At 73.3% G+C, this 21,489-nt stretch carries 20 protein-coding genes; 14 read left to right on the top strand and 6 right to left on the bottom strand.

From position 1 onward, the window contains the following. Positions 1-29 precede the first annotated feature (29 nt). Positions 30-791 (bottom strand): SDR family oxidoreductase, encoded by a 762-nt coding sequence (locus tag ACPOLA_RS10475; protein ID WP_435770368.1) that lies wholly within the window; start codon positions 789-791, stop codon positions 30-32. Positions 792-904: 113 nt separating this feature from the next. Between ACPOLA_RS10475 and ACPOLA_RS10470 the strand changes: the two genes are divergently transcribed. The 14 genes from ACPOLA_RS10470 (at position 905) to ACPOLA_RS10405 (ending at position 16,513) form a co-directional block, all read left to right on the top strand. Beyond that, the gene (locus ACPOLA_RS10470) at positions 905-1,501 is read left to right on the top strand and encodes a PadR family transcriptional regulator (RefSeq protein ID WP_435770367.1); all 597 of its coding nucleotides are present in this window, start codon (positions 905-907) and stop codon (positions 1,499-1,501) included. Then, a complete protein-coding gene (locus ACPOLA_RS10465; protein WP_435770366.1) occupies positions 1,498-1,629 on the top strand; it encodes a hypothetical protein in 132 nt (43 codons plus the stop codon). The genes ACPOLA_RS10470 and ACPOLA_RS10465 overlap by 4 nt, the downstream gene beginning before the upstream one ends. Then, entirely contained in the window at positions 1,626-2,345 is a 720-nt protein-coding gene (locus ACPOLA_RS10460) for an ABC transporter ATP-binding protein (RefSeq protein WP_435770365.1), read from the top strand. Before ACPOLA_RS10465 ends, ACPOLA_RS10460 begins: the two co-directional genes overlap by 4 nt. After that, the gene (locus ACPOLA_RS10455; protein ID WP_435770364.1) at positions 2,342-4,972 is read left to right on the top strand and encodes an FtsX-like permease family protein; all 2,631 of its coding nucleotides are present in this window, start codon (positions 2,342-2,344) and stop codon (positions 4,970-4,972) included. Before ACPOLA_RS10460 ends, ACPOLA_RS10455 begins: the two co-directional genes overlap by 4 nt. Before the next feature lie 52 nt (positions 4,973-5,024). Next, entirely contained in the window at positions 5,025-5,654 is a 630-nt protein-coding gene (locus ACPOLA_RS10450) for a TetR/AcrR family transcriptional regulator (protein WP_435770363.1), read from the top strand. Then, positions 5,651-6,466 carry a TIGR03084 family metal-binding protein gene (locus ACPOLA_RS10445; RefSeq protein WP_435770362.1) on the top strand — a complete coding sequence of 272 codons (816 nt, stop codon included), beginning with the start codon at positions 5,651-5,653 and terminating at the stop codon, positions 6,464-6,466. Before ACPOLA_RS10450 ends, ACPOLA_RS10445 begins: the two co-directional genes overlap by 4 nt. A 70-nt stretch (positions 6,467-6,536) precedes the next feature. Next, positions 6,537-8,288 (top strand): acyclic terpene utilization AtuA family protein, encoded by a 1,752-nt coding sequence (locus ACPOLA_RS10440; protein WP_435770361.1) that lies wholly within the window; start codon positions 6,537-6,539, stop codon positions 8,286-8,288. Between the two features lie 10 nt (positions 8,289-8,298). Next, positions 8,299-9,450 carry an acyl-CoA dehydrogenase family protein gene (locus ACPOLA_RS10435; RefSeq protein ID WP_435770360.1) on the top strand — a complete coding sequence of 384 codons (1,152 nt, stop codon included), beginning with the start codon at positions 8,299-8,301 and terminating at the stop codon, positions 9,448-9,450. Positions 9,451-9,460: 10 nt separating this feature from the next. Beyond that, positions 9,461-9,940 (top strand): SRPBCC family protein, encoded by a 480-nt coding sequence (locus ACPOLA_RS10430; RefSeq protein WP_435770359.1) that lies wholly within the window; start codon positions 9,461-9,463, stop codon positions 9,938-9,940. Then, positions 9,937-11,553, top strand: a complete 1,617-nt coding sequence (locus ACPOLA_RS10425; protein ID WP_435770358.1) for an acyl-CoA carboxylase subunit beta — start codon at positions 9,937-9,939, stop codon at positions 11,551-11,553. Before ACPOLA_RS10430 ends, ACPOLA_RS10425 begins: the two co-directional genes overlap by 4 nt. A 52-nt stretch (positions 11,554-11,605) precedes the next feature. Then, the gene (locus tag ACPOLA_RS10420; protein ID WP_435770357.1) at positions 11,606-13,624 is read left to right on the top strand and encodes an acetyl/propionyl/methylcrotonyl-CoA carboxylase subunit alpha; all 2,019 of its coding nucleotides are present in this window, start codon (positions 11,606-11,608) and stop codon (positions 13,622-13,624) included. Beyond that, positions 13,621-14,787: an acyl-CoA dehydrogenase family protein gene (locus tag ACPOLA_RS10415; RefSeq protein ID WP_435770356.1), complete on the top strand. Its 1,167-nt coding sequence runs from the start codon at positions 13,621-13,623 to the stop codon at positions 14,785-14,787. Before ACPOLA_RS10420 ends, ACPOLA_RS10415 begins: the two co-directional genes overlap by 4 nt. Positions 14,788-14,921: 134 nt before the next feature. Beyond that, positions 14,922-15,326 (top strand): PLDc N-terminal domain-containing protein, encoded by a 405-nt coding sequence (locus tag ACPOLA_RS10410; RefSeq protein WP_435770355.1) that lies wholly within the window; start codon positions 14,922-14,924, stop codon positions 15,324-15,326. Between the two features lie 38 nt (positions 15,327-15,364). Beyond that, positions 15,365-16,513, top strand: coding sequence for a YihY/virulence factor BrkB family protein (locus tag ACPOLA_RS10405; RefSeq protein ID WP_435770354.1), 1,149 nt, complete (start codon positions 15,365-15,367; stop codon positions 16,511-16,513). 258 nt (positions 16,514-16,771) lie between these two features. On the opposite strand, the gene ACPOLA_RS10400 is transcribed toward ACPOLA_RS10405, so the two are convergent. The 5 genes from ACPOLA_RS10400 to ACPOLA_RS10380 form a co-directional block, all read right to left on the bottom strand. Further along, positions 16,772-17,686: a tyrosine-protein phosphatase gene (locus ACPOLA_RS10400; protein ID WP_435770353.1), complete on the bottom strand. Its 915-nt coding sequence runs from the start codon at positions 17,684-17,686 to the stop codon at positions 16,772-16,774. Positions 17,687-17,728: 42 nt separating this feature from the next. Then, positions 17,729-18,583, bottom strand: coding sequence for an anti-sigma factor (locus ACPOLA_RS10395; protein ID WP_435770352.1), 855 nt, complete (start codon positions 18,581-18,583; stop codon positions 17,729-17,731). Next, complete coding sequence (sigK, locus tag ACPOLA_RS10390) at positions 18,580-19,179, bottom strand: ECF RNA polymerase sigma factor SigK (RefSeq protein WP_435770351.1); 600 nt, start codon at positions 19,177-19,179, stop codon at positions 18,580-18,582. The genes ACPOLA_RS10395 and sigK overlap by 4 nt, the downstream gene beginning before the upstream one ends. Positions 19,180-19,222: 43 nt before the next feature. After that, positions 19,223-19,885 (bottom strand): fasciclin domain-containing protein, encoded by a 663-nt coding sequence (locus tag ACPOLA_RS10385; RefSeq protein ID WP_435770350.1) that lies wholly within the window; start codon positions 19,883-19,885, stop codon positions 19,223-19,225. A gap of 102 nt (positions 19,886-19,987) precedes the next feature. Beyond that, on the bottom strand, positions 19,988-21,484 hold the full coding sequence (locus ACPOLA_RS10380) for a molybdopterin-dependent oxidoreductase (protein ID WP_435770349.1): 1,497 nt from the start codon (positions 21,482-21,484) through the stop codon (positions 19,988-19,990). Positions 21,485-21,489: the final 5 nt, after the last annotated feature.

Below are 21,489 nucleotides of genomic sequence, written 5' to 3'. Positions count from 1 at the left end.
TCTACCTCCTCAAGCGGCTCCGCTGATGGCTAGATGAGCCGCTTCAGCACCGGCAGCGGTGCGTGCTTCATCAGCGGCGCCATCGCGGCCCAGGGGAGCGGCGGCACGCACGCGTCGGCGACCTCCTTCTCGATCGCGGCCACCATGGCGCGCACGCCCTTCTCCGTGGAGGTCATCAGCGGCGTGGACTGCTCGACCTGCTCGTTCATCTCCGAGCGGATGTAGCCGGGGTAGAGCACGGTCACCTTGACCTTCTTCTGCAGCCGGGTGCCGTAGAGCTCGGTGCGCAGCCCCTCGGCGAGGTGCGCCACGCCGGCCTTGGTGGCGGCGTACGTCGTCATCGAGCTCGGCATCCCTCGCATGGCCGACATCGACGACACCATCACCAGGTGGCCGGACTCCTGGGCGCGGAACACCTCCATCGCGGCCTCGGTCTGCGCGAGCGCGCCGACGAAGTTCGTCATCGCGGTCTCGAGGTTGGCGTCGAAGCGGCCGGTGCCGAGCCGCGCCCCCTTACCGAGGCCGGCGTTGACGACGACCCGGTCGAGCCTGCCCAGCTCCTCCTTGAGCTCCTGGAAGGTCCGGAACACCGCCGGGTGGTCGTTGACGTCCAGCGGTCGTACGACGACGCGGCGGTCGGCGTAGGCACCCTCCAGCTCGGCACGCAGCTCCTCGAGCCGCTCGGTGCGGCGCGCGCACAGGGCGAGGTCGTAGCCCTTGGCGGCGAACTGCTTGGCCATCTCCGCGCCGAGGCCGCTCGACGCGCCGGTGATCACGATCGTCTTCGGCATGGGCCCGAGTCTCCCAGAGCGACCCCACGGGGAAGTCCCGGGCCGGTCCTCGACAGACCGGATGCATATCGGGTATACATCTCCATACCGAGTATGTACGCCGAGGAGGCCCGATGTCGGTCAAGCACGCCCTGCTGGCCCTGCTGGAGCAGGAGCCGATGTACGGCTACCAGCTGCGCAGCGAGTTCGAGAAGCGCACCGGCACGACGTGGCCGCTCAACGTCGGGCAGGTCTATACGACACTGACCCGGCTCGAGCGCGACGGCCTCGTGGCCGGTGGCGGCGAGGACGACGAGGGCCACGTCATCTACCGGATCACCGAGACCGGCCGCGACGAGGTGGCCGCCTGGTTCACCACCCCCGTGGCGCGGACCCAGCCGCCGCGCGACGAGCTGGCCATCAAGCTGGCGTTCGCCGTGACCGTCCCGGGCGTGGACGTCGGCGGGGTCATCCAGCAGCAGCGCAGCGCGACGATGGCCGCCCTCCAGGACTACACCCGCCTCAAGCGCCGGGCGACCGGCACCCAGGGCGAGGAGCTCGCGTGGAGCCTGGTGCTCGACTCCCTTGTCTTCGGCGCGGAGGCCGAGATCCGGTGGCTCGACCACTGCGAGGCGCGGTTGCGCCGCGCCGCGGTGGAGCGGCCCGCAGCGACACCGGCACCGGAGATGACGCCGTCGCCGGCGCGCGAGCAGCAGGGGAGCGAGCGGTGAACGACGCGATCCTCGACCAGGTCCGCCGCCTCGACCGCGCCGAGCGGCGGTGGCTCGACGACGCGCGCGCCCGCCTGCGTCGTACGACGCCGCCGGAGCCGGCCGCAAAGCCGGAGGCCGACCGATGAGCGCGGTGCTGCAGCTCACCGGCGTCAGCCGCGTGCACGGCACCGGAGCCGCGGAGGTGCACGCCCTGCGCGGGGTGAGCTTCCGCGCGCACGCCGGCGAGCTGGTCGCGGTGATGGGGCCGTCGGGCTCGGGCAAGTCGACGTTGCTGACCCTCGCCGGCGGCCTCGACCAGCCGACCGCCGGCATCGTCGCAGTGGAGGGCGTCGACCTCGGCACCCTCGACCAGTCCGGCCGCGCGCGGATGCGGCGGACGGCGATCGGCTACATCTTCCAGGGGTTCAACCTGATCCCGGCCCTGACCGCCGCCGAGAACGTCGCCCTCCCGCGGGAGCTCGACGGCACGCCGGCGCGCGAGGCCCACCGGGAGGCCCGCCAGGCACTGGAGGAGGTCGGCATCGGCGAGCTGGCGGACCGGTTCCCCGACGACATGTCCGGTGGCCAGCAGCAGCGCGTGGCGATCGCGCGCGCCGTGGTGGGTGAGCGCCGGCTGATCCTCGCCGACGAGCCGACCGGCGCGCTCGACACCGAGACCGGCGAGGAGATCCTGCGGCTGCTCCGGGCGCGGTGCGACGCCGGTGCCGCGGGCGTGCTGGTCACCCATGAGGCCCGGCACGCCGCCTGGGCCGACCGGGTCGTCTTCCTCCGCGACGGCGTCGTCGTCGACGAGACCGGGGCCGACCCGGTCGAGCTGCTCACCGAGCCCGCAGCCCGATGAGCGCGCGAGCCGCCGGCTGGCGGGTCGCCCTCCGGCTGGCGCGCCGCGAGGCGCTGCGGCGCAAGGGCCAAACCGCGCTGATGCTGGTGCTGATCTGCCTGCCCGTCGTCGCCGTGACGGCAGCCACGGTCGTGTGGCGCACGTCGGACGTGTCCAGCGTCGAGAGCATCGAGCGCCGGATGGGCGCGGCCGACGCCCTCGTCACCACGGACACGGTGGCACGGGTCGAGCAGCACTTCGATCCCGAGGTCGGTCGGAGCTGGCTGACCGACCAGGTCGTGGCCCCAGCCGGCCCCGCCACCCTGCGCGCCGTGCTGGGGGAGGACCGGTCGCTGGTTCCGCTCCACCAGCAGTCGCTGGAGTTCGAGACCGACGAGGGCCTCGGTGCCCTGGAGACGTTCGCGGTCGACCTGGACGACCCGCTCGCCGCGGGCCTGTTCCGGCTGGAGGAGGGTCGATTCCCGCGTGAGCGCGGGGAGACGGTGGTGAACCCGGCCGCCGCCGCCCGCGGTCCCGGGCTCGGCGACACGCTCACCGTCATCCGCCAGGGTGAGCACGGCGACGTGCGCTTCACCGCCGAGGTCGTCGGCATCGCGCACAGCGCGGCCATCCGCGGCCGACCGGTCGCCGCCGCCCTGCCCGGCTCGTTCGGGCCCGTGGCGGAGGGCTCGGGCCGGCAGTGGCTGGTGGGCGGTGGGCCGGTCAGCTGGGCCGACGTCCGTGCGGCCAACGAGGTCGGCGTCTTCGTGGCCTCGCGCGCCGTGCTCACCGACCCGCCCCCCGACTCGGCCCTGCCGCCGGGGCTCGCGGTGGACCAGGGACCGGACGACGGCATGGTGACGGTGCTCGCGCTGGTGGTGGTCATGGTCCTGATCGAGGTGGTGCTCCTGGCCGGTCCCGCCTTCGCGGTGCGTGCGAAGGCGCAGGCACACGCGCTGGCGCTGGTCGCGGCGAGCGGGGGAACGCCCGCCCAGGCGCGGCGTACGGTCCTCGCCTCCGGCGTCGTGGTGGGCCTCGTCGGCGGCCTCGTCGGGACGCTCGTCGGCGTCGGCGTCGGCGCGATCGGCGCCCCCGTCGCGCAGCGGTTCCAGGGGGAGTGGTTCGGCCCGTTCGAGGTGCCGTGGCTGCTGCTGGGCGTCGTCGCCGGCTTCGGGTTCGCCTCGGCCGTGCTCGCCGCGGTGGTGCCCGCGATCTCGGCGTCCCGCCAGGACGTCGTCACCGTGCTCGCAGGACGCCGGGGAGAGGGCCGGCCGTCGGCGCGCTCCCCGCTCGTCGGGCTGGTCCTGATCGGAGCGGGCATCGGCGGCTCGCTGCTCGGCGTCGCCGGCGCCGACACCTCACCGGTGCTCGTCGGAGGCTCCGCAATCGTCTCGGTGCTCGGCATGATCCTGCTCGTGCCGATCGTCGTGGTGACGGTGTCCCGGCTCGCAGCCGGGTTGCCGCTCGCGCTGCGCTTCGCGGCGCGGGACGCGGCGCGCCACCGCACGCGCACCGTGCCGGCCGTGGCGGCGGTCGGCGGCACCGTCGCGGGCGTCGTCGCGCTCAGCATCGCCGTGAGCAGCCAGGCGGCCGCCGACGAGGAGCGCTACCAGCCCCAGCTGCGCCACGGCTACGGCGCGGTCGCGGTCGGTGCGGACCCCGACCTCGCCGCGATCCGCGCGACCCTGGCCGAGGAGGTGCCGGCGTCGGCGATCGAGCCGATCAGGGGGGTGGTCCAGGAGACGGACGGCGGTTGGGTCGAGCTCGCCCTCGAGGCTCGTGGGGAGCCGATCACGTTCTCCAGCTGGGGCACGCTCGGGACGCCGTACCTCGTCGGCACGAGGATCCCGCCGGCGCTCGGACTGAGTGCTGCGGAGGAGGACCGGGCGGAGGCGGTGCTGGCCGAGGGAGGCGCGGTGGTGCTGCGCAACCGCGACCTCCACGGACCCGAGGAGCTCGACGCCCTCACCGTCGAGGTGGTCTCCTACGACGAGGAGTCGGGGGAGGAGCGGCCGGGCCGATCGGTCGAGGTGCCGGCGGCCGTCGTGACACCGGCCGAGCCCACGTTCGCCGTGGCGGTCGTGCTCGCACCGTCCGTGGTCCGGGAGCTCCACCTCGGGATGGCCACGACGGCACTCACGGTGCCCCCGGGCCTGACCTCCGCGCAGGTGGCGGACGTGAACGAGCGGCTGGCGAAGCTGCGTGGTGCGGGCGGCGAGCTGTACGTCGAGCGCGGCCACCAGCCCGACGGCGAGGAGCGGGTCATCCAGCTGGTGCTCGCTGCCCTGGGCGCGGTTCTGATGCTGGGCGGCACGATCACGGCCACCTTCCTCGCACTGTCCGACGCCCGGCCCGACCTGGCGACGATGGCCGCGGTCGGTGCCCGACCGCGGACCCGACGGCGGATCGCGGCGTCGTACGCCCTCGTCGTGGGGGTGGTCGGTGCCGTGCTCGGGGCGAGCGTCGGCTTCATCCCCGGGGTGGCGATCAGCAAGCCGCTCACCCGGCAGGCCGACCTGTCCGGTGCGGTGCTCGACGTGCCGTGGCTGCTGATCGCCCTGGTGGTCGTCGGCCTGCCGCTGCTGAGCGCCGGTGTCGTCGGCGCCTGCGCCCGCAGCCGGCTTCCCCTTGCGGCGCGGATCGAGTGAGCGATTAACAGTCAGGCTTGACTGTTTGTTTCTCACCGGCCATGCTGGCCCGGTGACAACGCCCGCTACCGCCCGCGTCTCGCAGGAGGAGCGCACCCGCGCGATGCGGCTGCGGCTGATGGAGGCGACGGTCGAGCTGCTGGTCGAGCGCGGCTTCGGCGGTACGACGACCACGCTGGTCTCCGAGCGCGCCGGCGTGAGCCGGGGCGCCCAGCTCCACCACTTCCCGACGAAGAACGACCTCGTCGTCGCGGCGGTGACCCACCTGACCGAGAAGCGCGGCGCCGAGCTGGCCGCGGCGGCCGCTCGGCTGCCGAGCGGTCGCAACCGCACCGCCGCCGTGGTGGAGATGCTCGGCGAGCACTTCGCGTCGCCGGTGTTCACCGCGGCGCTCGAACTGTGGGTCGCCGCGCGCACCGACGCCGCGCTGCGCGCGATCGTGAGCCCGCTCGAGCAGCGGCTGGGCCGCGAGACGCACCGGCTGACCGTGCAGCTGCTCGGCGTCGACGAGGCGGCGCCCGGCATGCGGGAGCTGGTGCAGGCCACCCTCGACCTGGTGCGCGGCCTGGGCCTGGCCAACACGCTCGGCGACGACGCCGCCCGCCGGCGCCGGATCCTCGCCCAGTGGTCCCGCACCCTGGAGGCCGCCCTCCATCCGACCCCCGACAAGGAGATCCGATGAGCGTGCTCGACGAGGTCGTCGCCGACCTCACCGCCGAGGGAGACCGGCTGCGCGGCATCGTCGCGGAGCTCGACGACTCCGCCGCCAAGGGCTGGGCCACGCCGACGCCAGCCGAGGGCTGGACCGTCGCCACCCAGGTCGCCCACCTGCTCTGGACCGACGAGGTCGCCGTGATCGCGGCCGGCTCGCGCGCCGAGGAGGGCAAGAAGGCCTGGGACGAGGTGGTGATGAAGGCGATCGAGGACCCCTCCGGGTTCGTCGACCGGAGCGCCCACGAGCTCGCCGAGCTGCCGCCGGCCGAGCTCCTCGCCCGCTGGGACGCCGCGCGCGCGGCCCTGGTCGAGGCGCTGCGGACCTATCCCGAGGGCGCCAGGATGCCGTGGTTCGGCCCGCCGATGTCGCCGACCTCGATGGCCACCGCCCGGTTCATGGAGACCTGGGCCCACGCCCTCGACGTGTACGACGCGCTCGGCGTCCGCCCGGAGGTCACCGACCGGATCCGGCACGTCGCCCACCTGGGGGTGCGGACCCGCAACTTCTCTTACGCCCAGAACGGCCTCGAGCCGCCGGCCGAGGAGTTCCGCGTCGAGCTGACCGCCCCGAGCGGCGAGCGCTGGGCCTGGGGCCCCGCCGACGCCGCGCAGTCGGTGACCGGCTCCGCGTACGACTTCTGCCAGCTGGTCACCCAGCGGATCCACCGCGACGACACCGACCTGGTCGCCACCGGGCCGGACGCGGAGCGGTGGCTGACCATCGCCCAGGCCTTCGCCGGGCCGGCCGGCGGCGGCCGCGAGCCGAGGGGGACCCAGTGAGCCGACCGGGACCAGTGAGCCGACGGGGACCAGTGAGCCGAGCCGACGAGCGCGCCACCAGGAGGACCGCATGACCACCGAACCGATCCGGATCGCCAACTGCTCCGGGTTCTACGGCGACCGGCTCTCGGCGCTGCGCGAGCAGCTCGAGGGCACGTCCGACGGGCGCGGGGTCGACGTCGTCACCGGCGACTACCTCGCCGAGCTGACCATGCTGATCCTCGGCATGGACACGCTGCGCGACGCCGACCTCGGCTACGCCCGCACCTTCCTGCGCCAGCTCGAGGACACCCTCGGCACCGCGCTGGAGAAGGGCGTGAAGATCGTCAGCAACGCCGGCGGGCTCAACCCGGCCGGCCTGGCCGCGAAGGTGCGCGAGCTCGCCGAGCGGCTGGGCGTGACGGCCCGGGTCGCCCACGTCGAGGGCGACGACCTGCGGCCGCAGGAGCTGTACGACGGCGCGCTGACCGCCAACGCCTACCTCGGCGCGTTCGGCATCGCCAAGGCGCTCGCGGCCGGCGCCGACGTGGTGGTCACCGGCCGGGTCACCGACGCCTCGGTCGTGGTCGGCCCCGCCATCGCCCACCACGGCTGGACGGCCACCGACCTCGACCAGCTCGCCGGCGCGGTGGTCGCCGGCCACGTCATCGAGTGCGGCACCCAGGCCACCGGCGGCAACTTCTCGGGCTTCCGCGAGCTGTTCCGCTCCGGCCACCCGATGGACCGGCCGCTCGGCTTCCCGATCGCCGAGGTCGCGGTCGACGGCAGCAGCGTGATCACCAAGCACGACGGCACCGGCGGCGCGGTCAACCTCGACACCGTCACCGCCCAGCTGCTGTACGAGATCCAGAGCACCCGCTACCTCAACCCCGACGTCACCGTGCGGCTCGACACGGTCCGGCTCCGCGACGCCGGGCGCGACCGCGTCGAGATCGGCGGGGTCACCGGCGCACCGCCGCCGGAGCGGCTCAAGGTCGCCGTGAACACCCTCGGCGGCTACCGCAACCAGATGGAGTTCGTGCTCACCGGGCTCGACGTCGACGCCAAGGCCGACTGGCTGCGCGCCCAGCTCGACGGCGCCTTCACCGCCCAGGAGATCACCTGGACCCAGACCCCGGCGCGCACCGGCGACGCCGACACCGAGGAGGGTGCCTCGGTCCTGCTGCGCTGCATCGGCAAGGACCCGGAGGCCGGTCCGCTCGGCAAGCCGTTCACCGGCCCCGCGGTCGAGCTCGCGCTGGCGTCGTACCCGGGGTTCACGATGACCACGCCGCCGCAGAAGCCGTCGCCGTTCGGCATCTACCGGCCCGAGTACGTCGACCGGTCGGCCGTCGAGCACACGGTCGTCCACCACGACGGGACCCGCGAGGTGGTTGCCGACCCGACCGAGCTCGTCGAGCAGGTCGCTCCCGACGAGCTCGACCCCGACCTCGGCCGCCGTCCTTCGCCCTACCCGGCACCGGCCGACACGATCACCCGACGGATGCCGCTGGGCACCTTCGTCCACGCCCGCTCCGGCGACAAGGGCGGCGACGCCAACATCGGGCTCTGGGTGCAGCGCGACGGCTCGCCGCGCTACGAGGCCCGCGTGCAGTGGCTGGCCAAGCTGATGAGCCCGCGCAAGGTCCGCGAGCTGGTGCCGGAGGCCAAGGAGCTCGACGTGGACGTCTACCTGCTGCCCAACCTGGGCGCGGTGAACGTGGTGATCCACGGCCTGCTGGGTGACGGCGTCGCGGCTTCCACCCGGTTCGACCCGCAGGCCAAGGGCCTGGGCGAGTGGCTGCGCAGCCGGATCGTGCACATCCAGGAAGACCTGGTCTAGGAGGAGCAGGATGCGGTGGAACGAGGAGCGCCTCGCGCTCAAGGAGTCGGCGGCGGAGTTCACCCGTCGCGAGATCGTGCCGAGCCTGCAGGAGTGGGAGGACGCCGGCGAGCTGCCGCGCAGCCTCACCGAGGCGGCGGCGAAGGCGGGCCTGCTCTCCGTGGGCTATCCCGAGGAGGTCGGCGGCGACGGCGGCGACCTGCTCGACGCGTGCGCCCTGCAGGAGGGGTTCATGGAGGCGGGGGCGTCCGGCGGGCTGATGGCGTCGCTGTTCACCCACGGCATCTCCGTGCCGCACATGATCGCCAACGGGTCGCCGTACCTGGTCGACCGCTACGTGCGACCCACCCTGGCCGGCGAGATGATCGGGAGCCTCGCGATCACCGAGCCGGGCGGGGGCTCCGACGTCGCCGGCATCACCACCCGCGCGGAGCGCGTCCGCGGCAGCGACGGGGCCGAGCACTTCGTTCTCAACGGCGCGAAGACCTTCATCACCTCCGCCGTGCGCGGCGACTTCGTCGTCACCGCCTGCCGCACCGGCGGTGAGGGCCACGGCGGCATCTCGCTCATCGTGGTCGACAAGGGCACGCCCGGGTTCACCGTCACCCGGGGCCTGCGCAAGATGGGCTGGCACTGCTCCGACACCGCCGAGCTGTCGTACGTCGACGTGCGGGTCCCGGTCGAGAACCTGGTCGGCGAGCAGGACGCGGCCTTCGCCTACATCGCCCAGCAGTTCGTGGTCGAGCGGATCTTCCTCGCGCTGATGGGCTACGGCCACGCCAAGCGCTGCCTGGCCCTCGCCGCGGAGTACTGCCGCGACCGCGAGACCTTCGGCAAGCCGCTGGTCCGCAACCAGGTGGTGCGGGCCAAGCTCGTCGAGATGCACCGGCAGGTGGAGGTGGCGCGCACCTACACCCTCGAGGTGGCGGCCCGGCACGTCGCCGGCGAGATGGTGATCGCCGAGGCGTGCCTGGCGAAGCAGACGGCGGTGGAGACGGCGGTCGACGTCAGCAACGAGGCGGTGCAGCTGTTCGGCGGCACCGGCTACATGCACGGCACCGAGGTGGAGCGGCACTACCGCGACGCCCGGCTGCTCCCGATCGGCGGCGGCGCGACCGAGGTGCTCACCGACCTCGCCGCGAAGCTGCTGGGCTACGCCTGAGGAGGCACCGATGGGTCTGGTCAAGCCGCTCGGCGGCGAGGTGGCGGTGTGGATGGACGCGCCGCCGGAGAAGGTGTGGGCGCTGGTCAGCGACGTCACCCGGATCGGCGAGTTCTCCCCGGAGACCTTCGAGGCGCGGTGGACCCACGGAGCGACCGGCCCGGCGGTCGGCGCGCGGTTCAAGGGCCACGTGAAGCGCAACGGCGTCGGCCCCGTCTACTGGACGCCGTGCACCGTCACCCGGTGCGAGCCGGAGCGGGTCTTCGAGTTCGGTGTCGGGCTCGACGACAAGCCGATCAACACGTGGGGCTACCGGCTCGAGCCGGGCCCTGGGGACCGTGGCGGGACGACCGTCACGGAGTACTTCCGGCTGACGCCGGCCTGGTACATCCGCGGCTACTGGCTGCTGCTGGGCCGGCTGCGCGCACGGACCAACGAGCGCGGCATGCGCACGACCCTGGAGAGGATGAAGGCGGTGGTCGAGTCATGACCGCAAGGACCCACGAGGCCGAGGACGGCGCAGCGACCGAGGCACCGGGCCGCAGGGAGGCCATGCTCGCCAAGATCGCGGACCTCCACGCCGAGCAGCTGAAGGCGGTGGAGGCTGGCGGGAAGTACGTCGCCCGCCACCGCGAGCGCGGCAAGCTCACGGCCCGCGAGCGGATCGAGCTCCTCGTCGACGAGGGCTCCGCCTTCCTCGAGCTGATGCCGCTGGCGGGCTGGGGCAGCGACTTCGCGGTCGGCGCCAGCGTCGTCACCGGCATCGGCGTCGTCGAGGGCGTCGAGTGCATGATCGTCGCCAACGACCCGACGGTGAAGGGCGGCGCCCTCAACCCCTGGTCGCTGAAGAAGACCTTCCGTGCCGCGGAGATCGCGGAGAAGAACGGGCTGCCGTCGATCAACCTCACCGAGTCGGCCGGCGCGGACCTGCCCACGCAGAAGGAGATCTTCATCCCCGGCGGCCGGGGCTTCCGCGACCTGACCCGGGCGTCGGCGCGCAAGCAGCCCACCGTCTCGGTCGTCTTCGGCAACTCCACGGCCGGCGGCGCCTACGTCCCCGGCATGAGCGACTACGTGGTCATGGTCAAGGAGCAGGCCAAGGTGTTCCTCGCCGGCCCGCCGCTGGTGAAGATGGCCACCGGCGAGGAGTCCGACGACGAGACCCTCGGCGGCGCGGAGATGCACTCGCGGGTCTCCGGCTCCTCGGACTTCCTCGCCGTCGACGAGCACGACGCGATCCGGATCGCCCGCCGCGTCGTGGCGCGGCTGAACTGGCGCAAGCGCGGCGCGGCCCCGGTGCTGGACTACGCCGAGCCGGACCTCGACCCCGACGACCTGCTCGACCTGATCCCCACCGACCTCAAGGAGCCGTTCGACCCGCGGGAGGCGATCCTGCGGATCGTCGACGGCACCTCGGCCGGCAACGCCGTCGCGTTCGACGAGTTCAAGCCGCTCTACGGCTCCGCCCTGTGCGTGGGCTGGGCACGGCTGCACGGCCACGAGATCGGCATCATCGCCAACGCCCGCGGCGTGCTGATGAGCGAGGAGGCGCAGAAGGCGGCGCAGTTCATCCAGCTGGCCAACCAGAAGGACACGCCCCTGCTGTTCCTGCACAACACGACGGGCTACATGGTCGGTGCGGAGTACGAGCAGGGCGGCATCATCAAGCACGGCGCGATGATGATCAACGCCGTCTCCAACTCGAAGGTGCCGCACCTGACGGTGATCATGGGCGCGTCGTACGGCGCGGGCAACTACGGCATGAACGGCCGCGCCTACGACCCGCGGTTCCTGTTCACCTGGCCGTCGGCGAAGTCGGCGGTGATGGGGCCCCAGCAGCTGGCGGGCGTGCTCGAGATCGTCGCCCGCGAGTCGGCGGAGAAGAAGGGCGAGGTCTTCGACGCCGAGGGCTTCAAGGGCGTGCGCGAGATGGTCGAGGGGATGGTCGAGGAGCAGTCGCTGCCCTACTTCCTGTCCGGCATGGTCTACGACGACGGCGTCATCGACCCGCGCGACACCCGCACGGTGCTGGGCATCTGCCTCTCCGTCATCGACAACCAGCCGATCGAGGGCGCCATGAACTTCGGCGTCTTCCGGATGTGACGCGGCCCGTCCCGCGCCGCAACCCACCAGCCACACCGAGGGGAACCACCTCATGACCATCACCCGCCTCCTCGTCGCCAACCGCGGCGAGATCGCCCGGCGCGTGTTCCGCACCTGCCGCGACCTCGGCATCGAGACGGTCGCCGTGCACTCCGACGTCGACGCCGGCATGCCGTTCGTCCGGGAGGCCGACGCCGCCGTACGCCTGCCGGGCAACAGCCCGACGGAGACCTACCTGCGCGGCGACCTCGTCATCGACGCGGCCCGCAGGGCCGGCGCCGACGCCATCCACCCCGGCTACGGCTTCCTGTCCGAGAACGCGGAGTTCGCGCGGGCCGTCGCCGACGCTGGGCTCGTCTGGGTCGGTCCGGCGCCGGACTCCATCGAGCGGATGGGCTCCAAGATCGAGAGCAAGTTGCTGATGGAGGCCGCGGGGGTGCCCGTGCTGGGCAACCTGTCCCCGGACACCGCGACCGCCGACGACCTGCCGCTGCTGGTCAAGGCCAGCGCGGGCGGCGGCGGGCGCGGGATGCGGATCGTCCGCGACCTCGGCCGCCTCGCCGGCGAGGTCGAGGCGGCGCAGTCCGAGGCGGAGTCGGCCTTCGGCGACGGCACCGTCTTCGTCGAGCCCTACGTCGAGAACGGCCGCCACATCGAGGTCCAGGTGCTCGGCACCACCGACGGCGCCCTGGTGCTGGGCGAGCGGGACTGCTCGGTGCAGCGCCGCCACCAGAAGGTGATCGAGGAGGCGCCCGCACCGAGCCTGCCGGAGGGGACCCGCGACGCGCTGCACACCGCGGCGAGGGCCGCGGCCGAGGCGATCGACTACCGCGGTGCGGGCACCGTCGAGTTCCTCTACGACCCGGCCAAGGACCGCTTCTACTTCCTGGAGATGAACACCCGGCTCCAGGTCGAGCACCCCGTCACCGAGGCGGTGTACGGCGTCGACCTGGTCGCGCTGCAGATCGCCGTCGCCGAGGGCCGGACCGTCGACGTGGCGAGAAGCGCTCCGCGCGGCCACGCGATCGAGGTCCGCCTCTACGCCGAGGACCCGCTGCACGACTACCAGCCGCAGAGCGGCCGGATCTCGCGGTTCGCCGTGCCGGGCGTGGTGAACGAGTTCGGACGGGCCGACGGCGCCGTCGGGTACGGCGTCCGGCTCGACTCCGGCGTGGGCGGCGGCGACGAGATCGGCACCTTCTACGACGCGATGATCGCCAAGGTGATCGTGCACGCGCCGACCCGCGAGCAGGCCGCGCGCCAGCTCGCCGGCGCGCTCGCCCGGGCCCAGCTGCACGGCCTGGTCACCAACCGCGACCTGCTGCTCAACCTGCTCCGCGACCCGGTGTTCACCGAGGCGCGGATGCACACCACCTGGCTCGACACCGCCGACCTCGCGCAGCTCGCCGCCGCGCCGGGCGGGCCGGAGACGCTGGAGCTCTCCGCCTTCGCCGCCGCCGTGGCGCTCGCCGAGCAGGCCCGGCTCGCCGGCCCGGTGCAGCAGCGGATCCCGGCCGGGTGGCGCAACGTCGTCTCCCAGCCACAGGTCACCACGTTCGTGGCCGGGGAGCGGGAGCACGAGGTGCGCTGGTACGGCGGCCGCAAGTTCACCTTGGCCGGCCGCGACGACGTCGTGGTGACGTCCGCGGGACCGGACGCGGTGACGCTCGAGGTCGGTGGCGTGGCGCGCACCCTCACCGTCCGCACCGACCCCGCCGACCCCGAGCGCGTCGACGTCGAGTCCGGCCTCGGCCACGTCGCCCTCCGCCGCAAGCCACGCTTCGTCGACCCCGCCAGCCAGGTGGCGGAGGGGTCGCTGCTGGCGCCGATGCCGGGCAGCGTGATCACCGTCCGGGCGGCGGTCGGCGACTCCGTCGAGGAGGGCCAGCCCATCCTGGTGATGGAGGCCATGAAGATGCAGCACACCATCGCGGCGCCGTACTCCGGCACCGTCACCGAGCTGTCCGCAGCCGCCGGGCAGCAGGTCGAGGCGGGCACCGTGCTCGCCGTCGTCGAGCCGGCCGGCGACGCAGGTCCCGCCGACGCAGCAGCCGAAGGAGAGAGCGCATGACCGTCCTGTTCAGCGAGCCCGAGGAGCGCGTGGCGCTGCGGGAGGCCGTGAAGAAGCTCGCGTCGAAGTACGGCCGCGAGTACGTCGAGAAGCAGGCCCGCGAGGGCGGCAAGATGACCGAGATGTGGCTCGAGATGGGCCGCAGCGGCTTCCTCGGCGTCAACCTGCCCGAGGAGCACGGCGGTGGTGGCGGCGGGATGTCCGACCTGGCCGCCGTGCTGGAGGAGGCCGCCGCCGCCGGCGCGCCGCTGCTGATGATGGTGGTCAGCCCGGCCATCTGCGGCTCGATCATCAGCCGCTGCGGCACCGAGGAGCAGAAGCAGCGCTGGCTGCCGGGCATCGCCGACGGCAGCCACCTGATGGCCTTCGGCATCACCGAGGCCGACGCCGGGTCCAACTCCCACCAGATCACCACCACCGCGACCCGCGACGGCGACACCTGGGTGCTCAACGGCCAGAAGACCTTCATCTCCGGGGTCGACGAGGCGCAGTCGGTGCTGATCGTCGCCCGCACCGCCGACGCCAAGACCGGCAAGCTCAAGCCGGCGCTGTTCGTGATGCCGACCGACGTGGAGGGGTTCACCAAGCAGCCGATCCCGATGTCGTGGCAGGCGCCGGAGAAGCAGTTCACCCTCTTCCTCGACGACGTGCGGCTCCCGGCCGACGCCCTCGTCGGTGACGAGGACGGCGGCCTCTGGCAGCTCTTCGCCGGCCTCAACCCCGAGCGGATCATGGGCGGCGCGATGTCGTGCGGCATGGCCCGCTACGCCCTCGACAAGGCCGTCGGCTACGCCAAGGAGCGGGCGGTGTGGAAGGAGCAGCCGATCGGCGCCCACCAGGGCATCGCGCACCCGCTGGCGAAGGTCAAGATCGAGCTCGAGCAGGCCCGCCTGCTGTGGCAGAAGGCCGCCGCGATGTACGACGCCGGCGACGACTTCGGCGCGGGCGAGTACGCCAACATGGCCAAGTACGCCGGCGGCGAGGTCGCCTGCAACGCCACCGACGTCGCCGTACACACCCACGGCGGCAACGGGCTGACGCAGGAGTACGGCCTGGGCAACCTGCTCGTCGCCGCGCGGCTGGGCCGGATCGCCCCGGTGAGCCGGGAGATGATCCTCAACTTCGTGGCGATGCACTCGCTGGGGCTGCCCAAGTCGTACTGAGGCCCTCGATCGGCGCGGGCGGCGCGGGCGGCGCGGGCGGCACGGGCGGCCGCGGAGGCGGGCGGCCGCGGTCCGCTGGGGGCGCCTCGGCGTTTTCCCAGCGGGCGGCGGGCCGCGGGTGCAGAATCCGGCGCATGATCAGGTTCCTCCCGGCGCTGCTGGTGCTCGTGCTCTGGCTGTACTGCCTGGTCGACGTCATCACCGCCCGCGAGGACGGCGTGCGTCACCTCGGCAAGACGATCTGGCTGCTCCTGGTGCTGTTCTTCCCCCTGGTCGGGTCGCTCGCGTGGCTGGTCGCCGGCCGCCCGGTGGCCGACCGGCCGCTCGCCCGGGAGCAGGGCGCCGCGCCCGGGTTCCCGGAGTACGAGCGCCGCGGCCGGTTCGCCGCCGCCGACCCCGAGCGGGACGAGGAGTTCCTGCGCAAGGTGCGCGAGCGGGCGGAGGAGCAGCGCCGCCGGCACGAGGAGCAGAAGCGGCGCGAGCGGGGCGTCGCCGACGACGGGACTGCGGACCCGCCCGTGGAGCCCGACCCCGCCTGATGCGCGGGCCGAGGCGCTCGCGGAGGTAGGTTGCGCCCGTGGGAGTCGTCGGAGCCGCTGACCGTGGGCAGCGGAAGCATCCCGTCGCGGGCTTCCCCCTGGCCGTGCTCTACAAGTTCTTCGACGACCAGGGCAACTACCTCGCGGCGATCCTGACCTTCTACGCGTTCGTCGCGATCTTCCCGCTGCTGCTGCTCGGGACGTCGATCCTCGGCTTCATCCTCGAGGGCCGGCCGCAGCTGCAGGACTCGGTGCTCGACTCGGCGCTCGCCCAGTTCCCCATCATCGGCGACCAGCTCGGCCGGCCGGAGGGCCTGCGCGGCTCCGCCGGCGGGATCATCGCGGGTGGCCTCGCGGCCCTCTACGGCGCGCTCGGGCTCGGCCTCGCCCTGCAGAACGTGCAGTCGGCGGCGTGGGCCGTCCCACGCAACAGCCGGCCGCACCCGGTGATGACCCGGGTCAACAGCCTGGCCATCCTGATCGTCGCCGGCTCGGCGATCCTCACCATCTCGGTCGGCTCCGCGGTGCTGACCAGCACCCAGCTGATCGGCGCGATGTCGGACTACGCCTGGTTCCCGTGGCTGGTCCGGCTGCTGACCGTGCTGCTGCTGGGCGGCGTGATGACGGTCCTGCTGCGGATGGCGGCGGCCCGCGCCATCAAGCACAACGTCGTCCGGGCCGCGCCGGGCGGGTTCACCATCGCGGTGCTGTGGCAGCTGCTGCAGTACGTCGGCACGATCTACGTCACCAACGTGCTCGCGAGCACCCAGCGCAACGACATGACCCAGACCTTCGGCCTGGTCCTCGGGCTGATGGGCCTGCTCTACATCGGCGCGGTGATGGGGGTCCTCGGCATCGAGGTCAACGTGGTGATCGCGCGCCGGCTGTGGCCGCGCGCGCTGCTGACCCCCTTCACCGACGCCGTCGACCTCACCGAGGCCGACCGCCGGGCCTACGCCATGTATGCACAGATGCAGCGCCACAAGGGCTTCCAGACCGTCGCCGTCCGCTTCGACGGCCGCGACGGCGACAGCCACGAGATCGTGCTCGACCCGCGCACGGAGCAGGTGATCAAGCAGCACACCCCGGCGCACGGCGTACCCCTGCCCATCCTGCCGCCCCGGCCCGCGCCCTCGCCGGGCCACCCGACGCCGCCCGACGAGGGGACGCTGCCGCCGTCGGTGTGAGTGGGTGGGTGGCCGGACCGAGCGGTCATGTAACTCGGTGTTCGGTCCTCCACCACGGTGGTCGGGCATCCACCACGGTCTCCTGACGCGTCATAAGACCGTGGCAGTGGTCCGTAACACCGAGTTACATGCCAGCCGCCGCCTCGCCGGACCGAGCGGTCATGTAACTCGGTGTTCGGTCGTCCACCACGGTGGTCGGGCATCCACCACGGTCTCCTGACGCGTCACAAGACCGTGGCAGTGGTCCGTAACACCGAGTTACATGCCAGCCCCGGCCGCCGCCGCCCCCCGCAACAGCCCCCGCAGCCGCCCGAGCACGCCGTCGTCGAGGCCCAGGCCGTCGCGGAGGTACGTCGCGCGGTCGCCGTAGTGCTCGGCGACGGCGGCGTGGGCGGCGTCGAGGTAGGCGGTGTCGGCGACGAGGACGGGCTCGAAGACGGCGACCCGGTCGGGGCCGAGGCCGCGGGCGATCTCGGCCTCGGTGCGGGCGCGGCTGGCCGCGGAGCTGGCGTTGGTCAGCAGGTAGTCGCTCTCGATGGTGGGGTCGTCGACGCCCGCGACGTGGAGCAGCAGCGCGGCCACCCAGCCGGTGCGGTCCTTGCCCGCGGAGCAGTGGAACAGCTGCGGCCCTCCCTCCGCCAGCTGCCGGAGTACGGCGCCGAAGGCGGCCCGTGACCGCGGGTGGGTCACGAAGGCGCGGTACACCTCCTCCATCAGCGCGACCGCCTCCTCGCGGGACCCCAGCCCGGCGACCTGCTCCATCGGGATCCCGATCGCGTCGAAGTGCAGCGGGGTGGCGCCGGGCACCTCCGGGTCGGGGTGCAGCGCGATCTCGGTCTCCGAGCGGAGGTCGAGGATCGCCCGCAGCCCGATCTCCTGAAGGAGGCCGTGGTCGGCGTCGGTGAGCCGCAGGTCGTTGGAGCGGTAGAACACCCCGGTGCGCAGCCGGCCGCCGTCGGCCGTGGCGTAGCCGGGCCCCGCCACGTCGCGGAAGTTGTCGGCCGACGCCAGCCGCAGCAGCTCCTGCCCCGCGTCCTGCCCCGCGACGGCACCAGCCGCCGGCCCAGCTGCCGACCCAGTCACCGACCCAGCCACCGACCCAGCCGGGTCGGCCGCGGGCGGCTCCTGCGTCGCGGGATCGAGCTCGTCGCCGGTGATCGCGTCGGAGGGCATGCGGCGCAGCCTAGGGCGAGGGGGTGAACCTGCGGTGAAGCCTCACGCCTCCAGCGGGAAGAACGCGATCGGCTCGCTGGTCGGCTGCGGGGAGCCGCCGTCGGGTTCGACGGTGATCCCGACGCCGGTGGCCCGGGAGGCGTCACCCTCCAGCAGCTTGGTGGTGTCGCGGCTGTTGGGCATCACGCCCGCGTCCTGCATCTCGCCGGCGGGCGTCTGCAGCCACAGCTGGTAGTCCTTGCCGTCCGGCGCCGGCGGCATCTCCTCGGTCTGGATCACCGCGCGACCGAGCGAGCGGGACACCACCACCACCGCCTCCGCGCCGTCGGGGAAGCGCTTGGGGATGCGCTGCGCGTCGTCGGCGGCCAGCACCTGCTCGGCCACGGTCGGCGTGGGCGCCTGCTGGTCGTCGGAGACGGTCTCCCAGACCACCCCGCCGGCGAGTGCGACCACGACGGCCGCGGCGGCCACGAGCAGCGGCATGCGTCGTACGTCGAACCGGCGGCGGCGCCGTGAGGCGAGGTCGTCGGGTCGCTGGGCCGCGGGGAGCGGGTCGTCCGGAGCGTCCTCCGGCGCGCCCGGCCCCTCCGGGGAGGCGGGAGAGGCGGGCGAGGCCGGCGGGTCGGGACGCTGTGGAGGAAGCGGCGGCAGCGGCCGGATGGTGGTGATGCCGGAGAGCACCGCGTCGCGCACGGACGACGGCGGCTCCACCGCGTCGTCGGACCCGAGCGTCGCCGCGGCCTCGCGCAGGCTGTCCACCTCCTCGCGGCACTCGGCGCACTGCTGGAGGTGCGCCTCGAAGCGCTCGCGCTCAGCGGGGTCGAGCGCATCCACGGCGTACGCGCCGGACAGCGCATGCATGTCCTCGCGCCCTTCCGGGGCTCGTGGATCGGTCATCGTCCTACTCCGATCGTGTCGCGCAGGCGGATCAGCCCGTCGCGGATCCTGGTCTTCGCCGTTCCCAACGGCAGGTCGAGGAGGCCGGCCACCTCGGTGTGGGTGTAGCCGCCGAAGTACGCCAGCTCGATGGCCTCGCGCTGGACGTCGGTCAGCTGCGCCACGGCGGTCCGCACCCGACGGGCCTCGAGCGAGGCGTGCGCCGCGTCGGCGGTCGCGTCGTGGTCGACGCTCTGGTTGGCCTGGTGGTACGTCGTGTCCCGGCGGGCCGCCGCCTCGGCGCTGCGGACCCGGTCGACGGCCTTGCGGTGGGCCAGGGTCATCAGCCAGGCGAGGGCGCTGCCCCGGGCGGCGTCGTACCGGCTGGCGGTCCGCCACACCTCGAGGAAGGCCTCCTGGGTGACCTCCTCGGCCTGCGCCGGGTCGCGCACCACGCGGACGACCAACCCGTGGACCCGGGCGGCGGTGGCGTCGTAGAGCTGGGCGAAGGCGGCCTGGTCGCCGCGTGCCGAGCGGTTCAGCAGCTCGGCGAGGTCGGCGCCGGCCGGCGCCCCCGGGTGGGGGACGCCGGCCGGGTCGTGCTGCGCCGGATCCATGGGTCTGATCCTCCCGCGTGATCGGTGCTCGTGGCGAATGGCGTCACTGGACGCCGGTCAGCACCTTGTCGATCACGTACACGGTGGCGTTGGCGGTGGGGATGTTGCCGCACAGCACGGTGGCGGTGACGGTGCCGTCGGAGACCGTCATGCCCGACTCGGCGTCCCCGTCGACGGTCAGCGTGTCGCCCGCGAGCGTCTCGTGCTCACCGGCGATCTCGTCGGCCTCGGCGTTCTCGCCGACCACGTGGTGGGCGAGGACCTTGTAGAGCGTGCTGTCCTGGCCCTTCTCCTTGCCCTCCATGACCATGGCGTTGAGGTCCTCCTCGGGGATCTCGGCGAACGCGTCGTTGGTCGGGGCGAAGACGGTCAGCGCCTCCGCGCCGTTGAGCGTGTCGGCGAGCCCGTCGATCGAGGTGACCGCGGTGACCAGGGTGCTGAGCAGCGGGTTGTTGCTGGCCGCGGTCGCCACGGGGTCCTTCACCATGCCGTCGAACGAGCCGGCACCGTCGGTCGGGATCGAGGAGCAGCCCTCACCGAACGTCTGGGCGCCCGCACCCTCGGCGGCCGCGGCCTCCGAGGTGGTGTCGTCGGACCCCATGCTGCCGTCGCTGCCCTCGTCCTCGCTGCAGGCGGCGAGGGAGACGGACATCGCGAGCGCGGCGGTGGCGATGCCCACGTTGCGGTGGAACTGGCTGAGCTTCATGGTCGTGCCTTTCGTTGGTGGGGACTGTCGGTGGTGATTCGTCGTGCCGGCGGCGACGGATGGGTCGCCGGTGAGGAAAATCGCGAAGAAGAGGCGCCGGGCTCAGGCCACGTCGACGAGCAGCTCGTGGAGCCCGCTGGCGCCGTCGGGGAACGGCTCGCTGCGTACGGCGGTCTGCGGCTCGCCGTCGCCGGACACCGCCCGCACGGCGAGCCGGTGGGACCCGGGCTCCGCGGACCAGCGGTAGAACCACTGCCGCCAGTAGTCGTCGCCGCCGTCGGGCCCGAGGTTGGCGTCCTGCCACGCGCCGCCGTCGATGCGGACCTGGACCTTCGCGATCCCGCCGCGCTCCTGCGCCCAGGCCACCCCGCCGACGACCACGTCACCGGCGTCGAGGCTCGCGAGCGCCTTGGGCGTGTCGATCCGGGAGGAGATCTTGATCGGGGCACGGGTGGCCCAGTCCCGCTCGGTCCAGTAGGCGGTCTGCTCGGCGTAGGTGGTGAGGGTGAGGCGGGTCAGCCACTTGGTGGCGCTGATGAACCCGTACAGCCCGGGGATCACCATCCGCACCGGGAAGCCGTGCTCGCGGGGGAGCGGCTGGCCGTTCATCCCCACGACGATCATCGCGTCGCGTCCGTCGGTGGCGAGGTCGAGCGGCGTGCTGATCGTCATGCCGGCGAAGTCGGTGGACAGGATCTGGTCGGCGCGGGAGCCGACCCCGGCGAGGTCCAGCACGTCGGTCAGCCGTACGCCGAGCCAGCGGGCAGCGCCCACGTAGGGGCCGCCGACGCTGTTGGACACGCAGGTGAGGGTGATGTCGCGCTCGATCATCGGCAGGTCGAGCAGCTCGTCGAAGGTCAGCGTCACCTCGCGGTCGACGTCGCCGTCGATGGTGAGCGTCCAGTCGTCGGCGCCCACGATCGGGGTGTCCAGCCGGGTGTCGACGCGGTAGAAGTCCGCGGTCGGCGTCCGGAACGGGGTGATCCCCGGCACCTGTGCGTCGAGGCCGCGGGGCAGCGGTGGTGCCGGGTCCGCCGGGGCGGGCAGCGCGACGTCCTCGGGGCGGAGCCGGAGGCCGGAGATGATCCGGCCGGAGATGCCGCCGGCGAGCGCGGCGAGGCCGAGCCCGCCGACGGCGAGGAGCACGCCGCGCCGCCCCCCAGCGGACGCGGCGTGCTCCTGCCTGTGGGCCAGCAGGACGAGGGAGGCGACGGCCGCGGCGGCGGCCACCACGCTGGGCACGACGTCGACGATGGTGGCCGCCGATCGGGTCATCACGGCCGTGGCCGCGACCGCGACCAGCGCGAGCAGGAGGCCGACGCCCAGGGCCAGGCGCCGGCGGGCGAGCAGCCCCGCGACCGCGGCAAGCACGACCACCCCGGCCAGCACGGAGCCGACCAGGACGACCTTGTCGGCGCTGCCGAAGGTCCGGATCGCCCACTCCTTCGCCGGGGTGGGGGTGAGGTCGATGACGGCCGAGCCGACGGCGAGCACCGGCGACGAGGCCGGGTCGACCAGCGCGGCCACCGCGTGGGCCAGGCCGATGCCGACGAGCGTCGCGAGCACGCCGTAGCCGGCCCAGGCGAGTCGTGTCCTCATGCCGG

It is taken from the genome of Nocardioides proteolyticus, assembly GCF_051280635.3.
Classification (GTDB): Bacteria; Actinomycetota; Actinomycetes; order Propionibacteriales; family Nocardioidaceae; genus Nocardioides.
The sequence above is the reverse complement of the archived record's forward strand: the minus strand, read 5'-3'. Positions and strand labels throughout refer to the sequence as shown.

Coding starts and splice junctions, on each gene's coding strand:
- sigK (WP_435770351.1), bottom strand. CDS start 19,179: ATGGATCCGGCGCAGCACGACCCGGCCGGCGTCCCCCACCCGGGGGCG.
- ACPOLA_RS10410 (WP_435770355.1), top strand. CDS start 14,922: ATGATCAGGTTCCTCCCGGCGCTGCTGGTGCTCGTGCTCTGGCTGTAC.
- ACPOLA_RS10470 (WP_435770367.1), top strand. CDS start 905: ATGTCGGTCAAGCACGCCCTGCTGGCCCTGCTGGAGCAGGAGCCGATG.
- ACPOLA_RS10395 (WP_435770352.1), bottom strand. CDS start 18,583: ATGACCGATCCACGAGCCCCGGAAGGGCGCGAGGACATGCATGCGCTG.
- ACPOLA_RS10420 (WP_435770357.1), top strand. CDS start 11,606: ATGACCATCACCCGCCTCCTCGTCGCCAACCGCGGCGAGATCGCCCGG.
- ACPOLA_RS10440 (WP_435770361.1), top strand. CDS start 6,537: ATGACCACCGAACCGATCCGGATCGCCAACTGCTCCGGGTTCTACGGC.
- ACPOLA_RS10430 (WP_435770359.1), top strand. CDS start 9,461: ATGGGTCTGGTCAAGCCGCTCGGCGGCGAGGTGGCGGTGTGGATGGAC.
- ACPOLA_RS10400 (WP_435770353.1), bottom strand. CDS start 17,686: ATGCCCTCCGACGCGATCACCGGCGACGAGCTCGATCCCGCGACGCAG.
- ACPOLA_RS10475 (WP_435770368.1), bottom strand. CDS start 791: ATGCCGAAGACGATCGTGATCACCGGCGCGTCGAGCGGCCTCGGCGCG.
- ACPOLA_RS10435 (WP_435770360.1), top strand. CDS start 8,299: ATGCGGTGGAACGAGGAGCGCCTCGCGCTCAAGGAGTCGGCGGCGGAG.
- ACPOLA_RS10380 (WP_435770349.1), bottom strand. CDS start 21,484: ATGAGGACACGACTCGCCTGGGCCGGCTACGGCGTGCTCGCGACGCTC.
- ACPOLA_RS10460 (WP_435770365.1), top strand. CDS start 1,626: ATGAGCGCGGTGCTGCAGCTCACCGGCGTCAGCCGCGTGCACGGCACC.
- ACPOLA_RS10415 (WP_435770356.1), top strand. CDS start 13,621: ATGACCGTCCTGTTCAGCGAGCCCGAGGAGCGCGTGGCGCTGCGGGAG.
- ACPOLA_RS10445 (WP_435770362.1), top strand. CDS start 5,651: ATGAGCGTGCTCGACGAGGTCGTCGCCGACCTCACCGCCGAGGGAGAC.
- ACPOLA_RS10425 (WP_435770358.1), top strand. CDS start 9,937: ATGACCGCAAGGACCCACGAGGCCGAGGACGGCGCAGCGACCGAGGCA.
- ACPOLA_RS10455 (WP_435770364.1), top strand. CDS start 2,342: ATGAGCGCGCGAGCCGCCGGCTGGCGGGTCGCCCTCCGGCTGGCGCGC.
- ACPOLA_RS10385 (WP_435770350.1), bottom strand. CDS start 19,885: ATGAAGCTCAGCCAGTTCCACCGCAACGTGGGCATCGCCACCGCCGCG.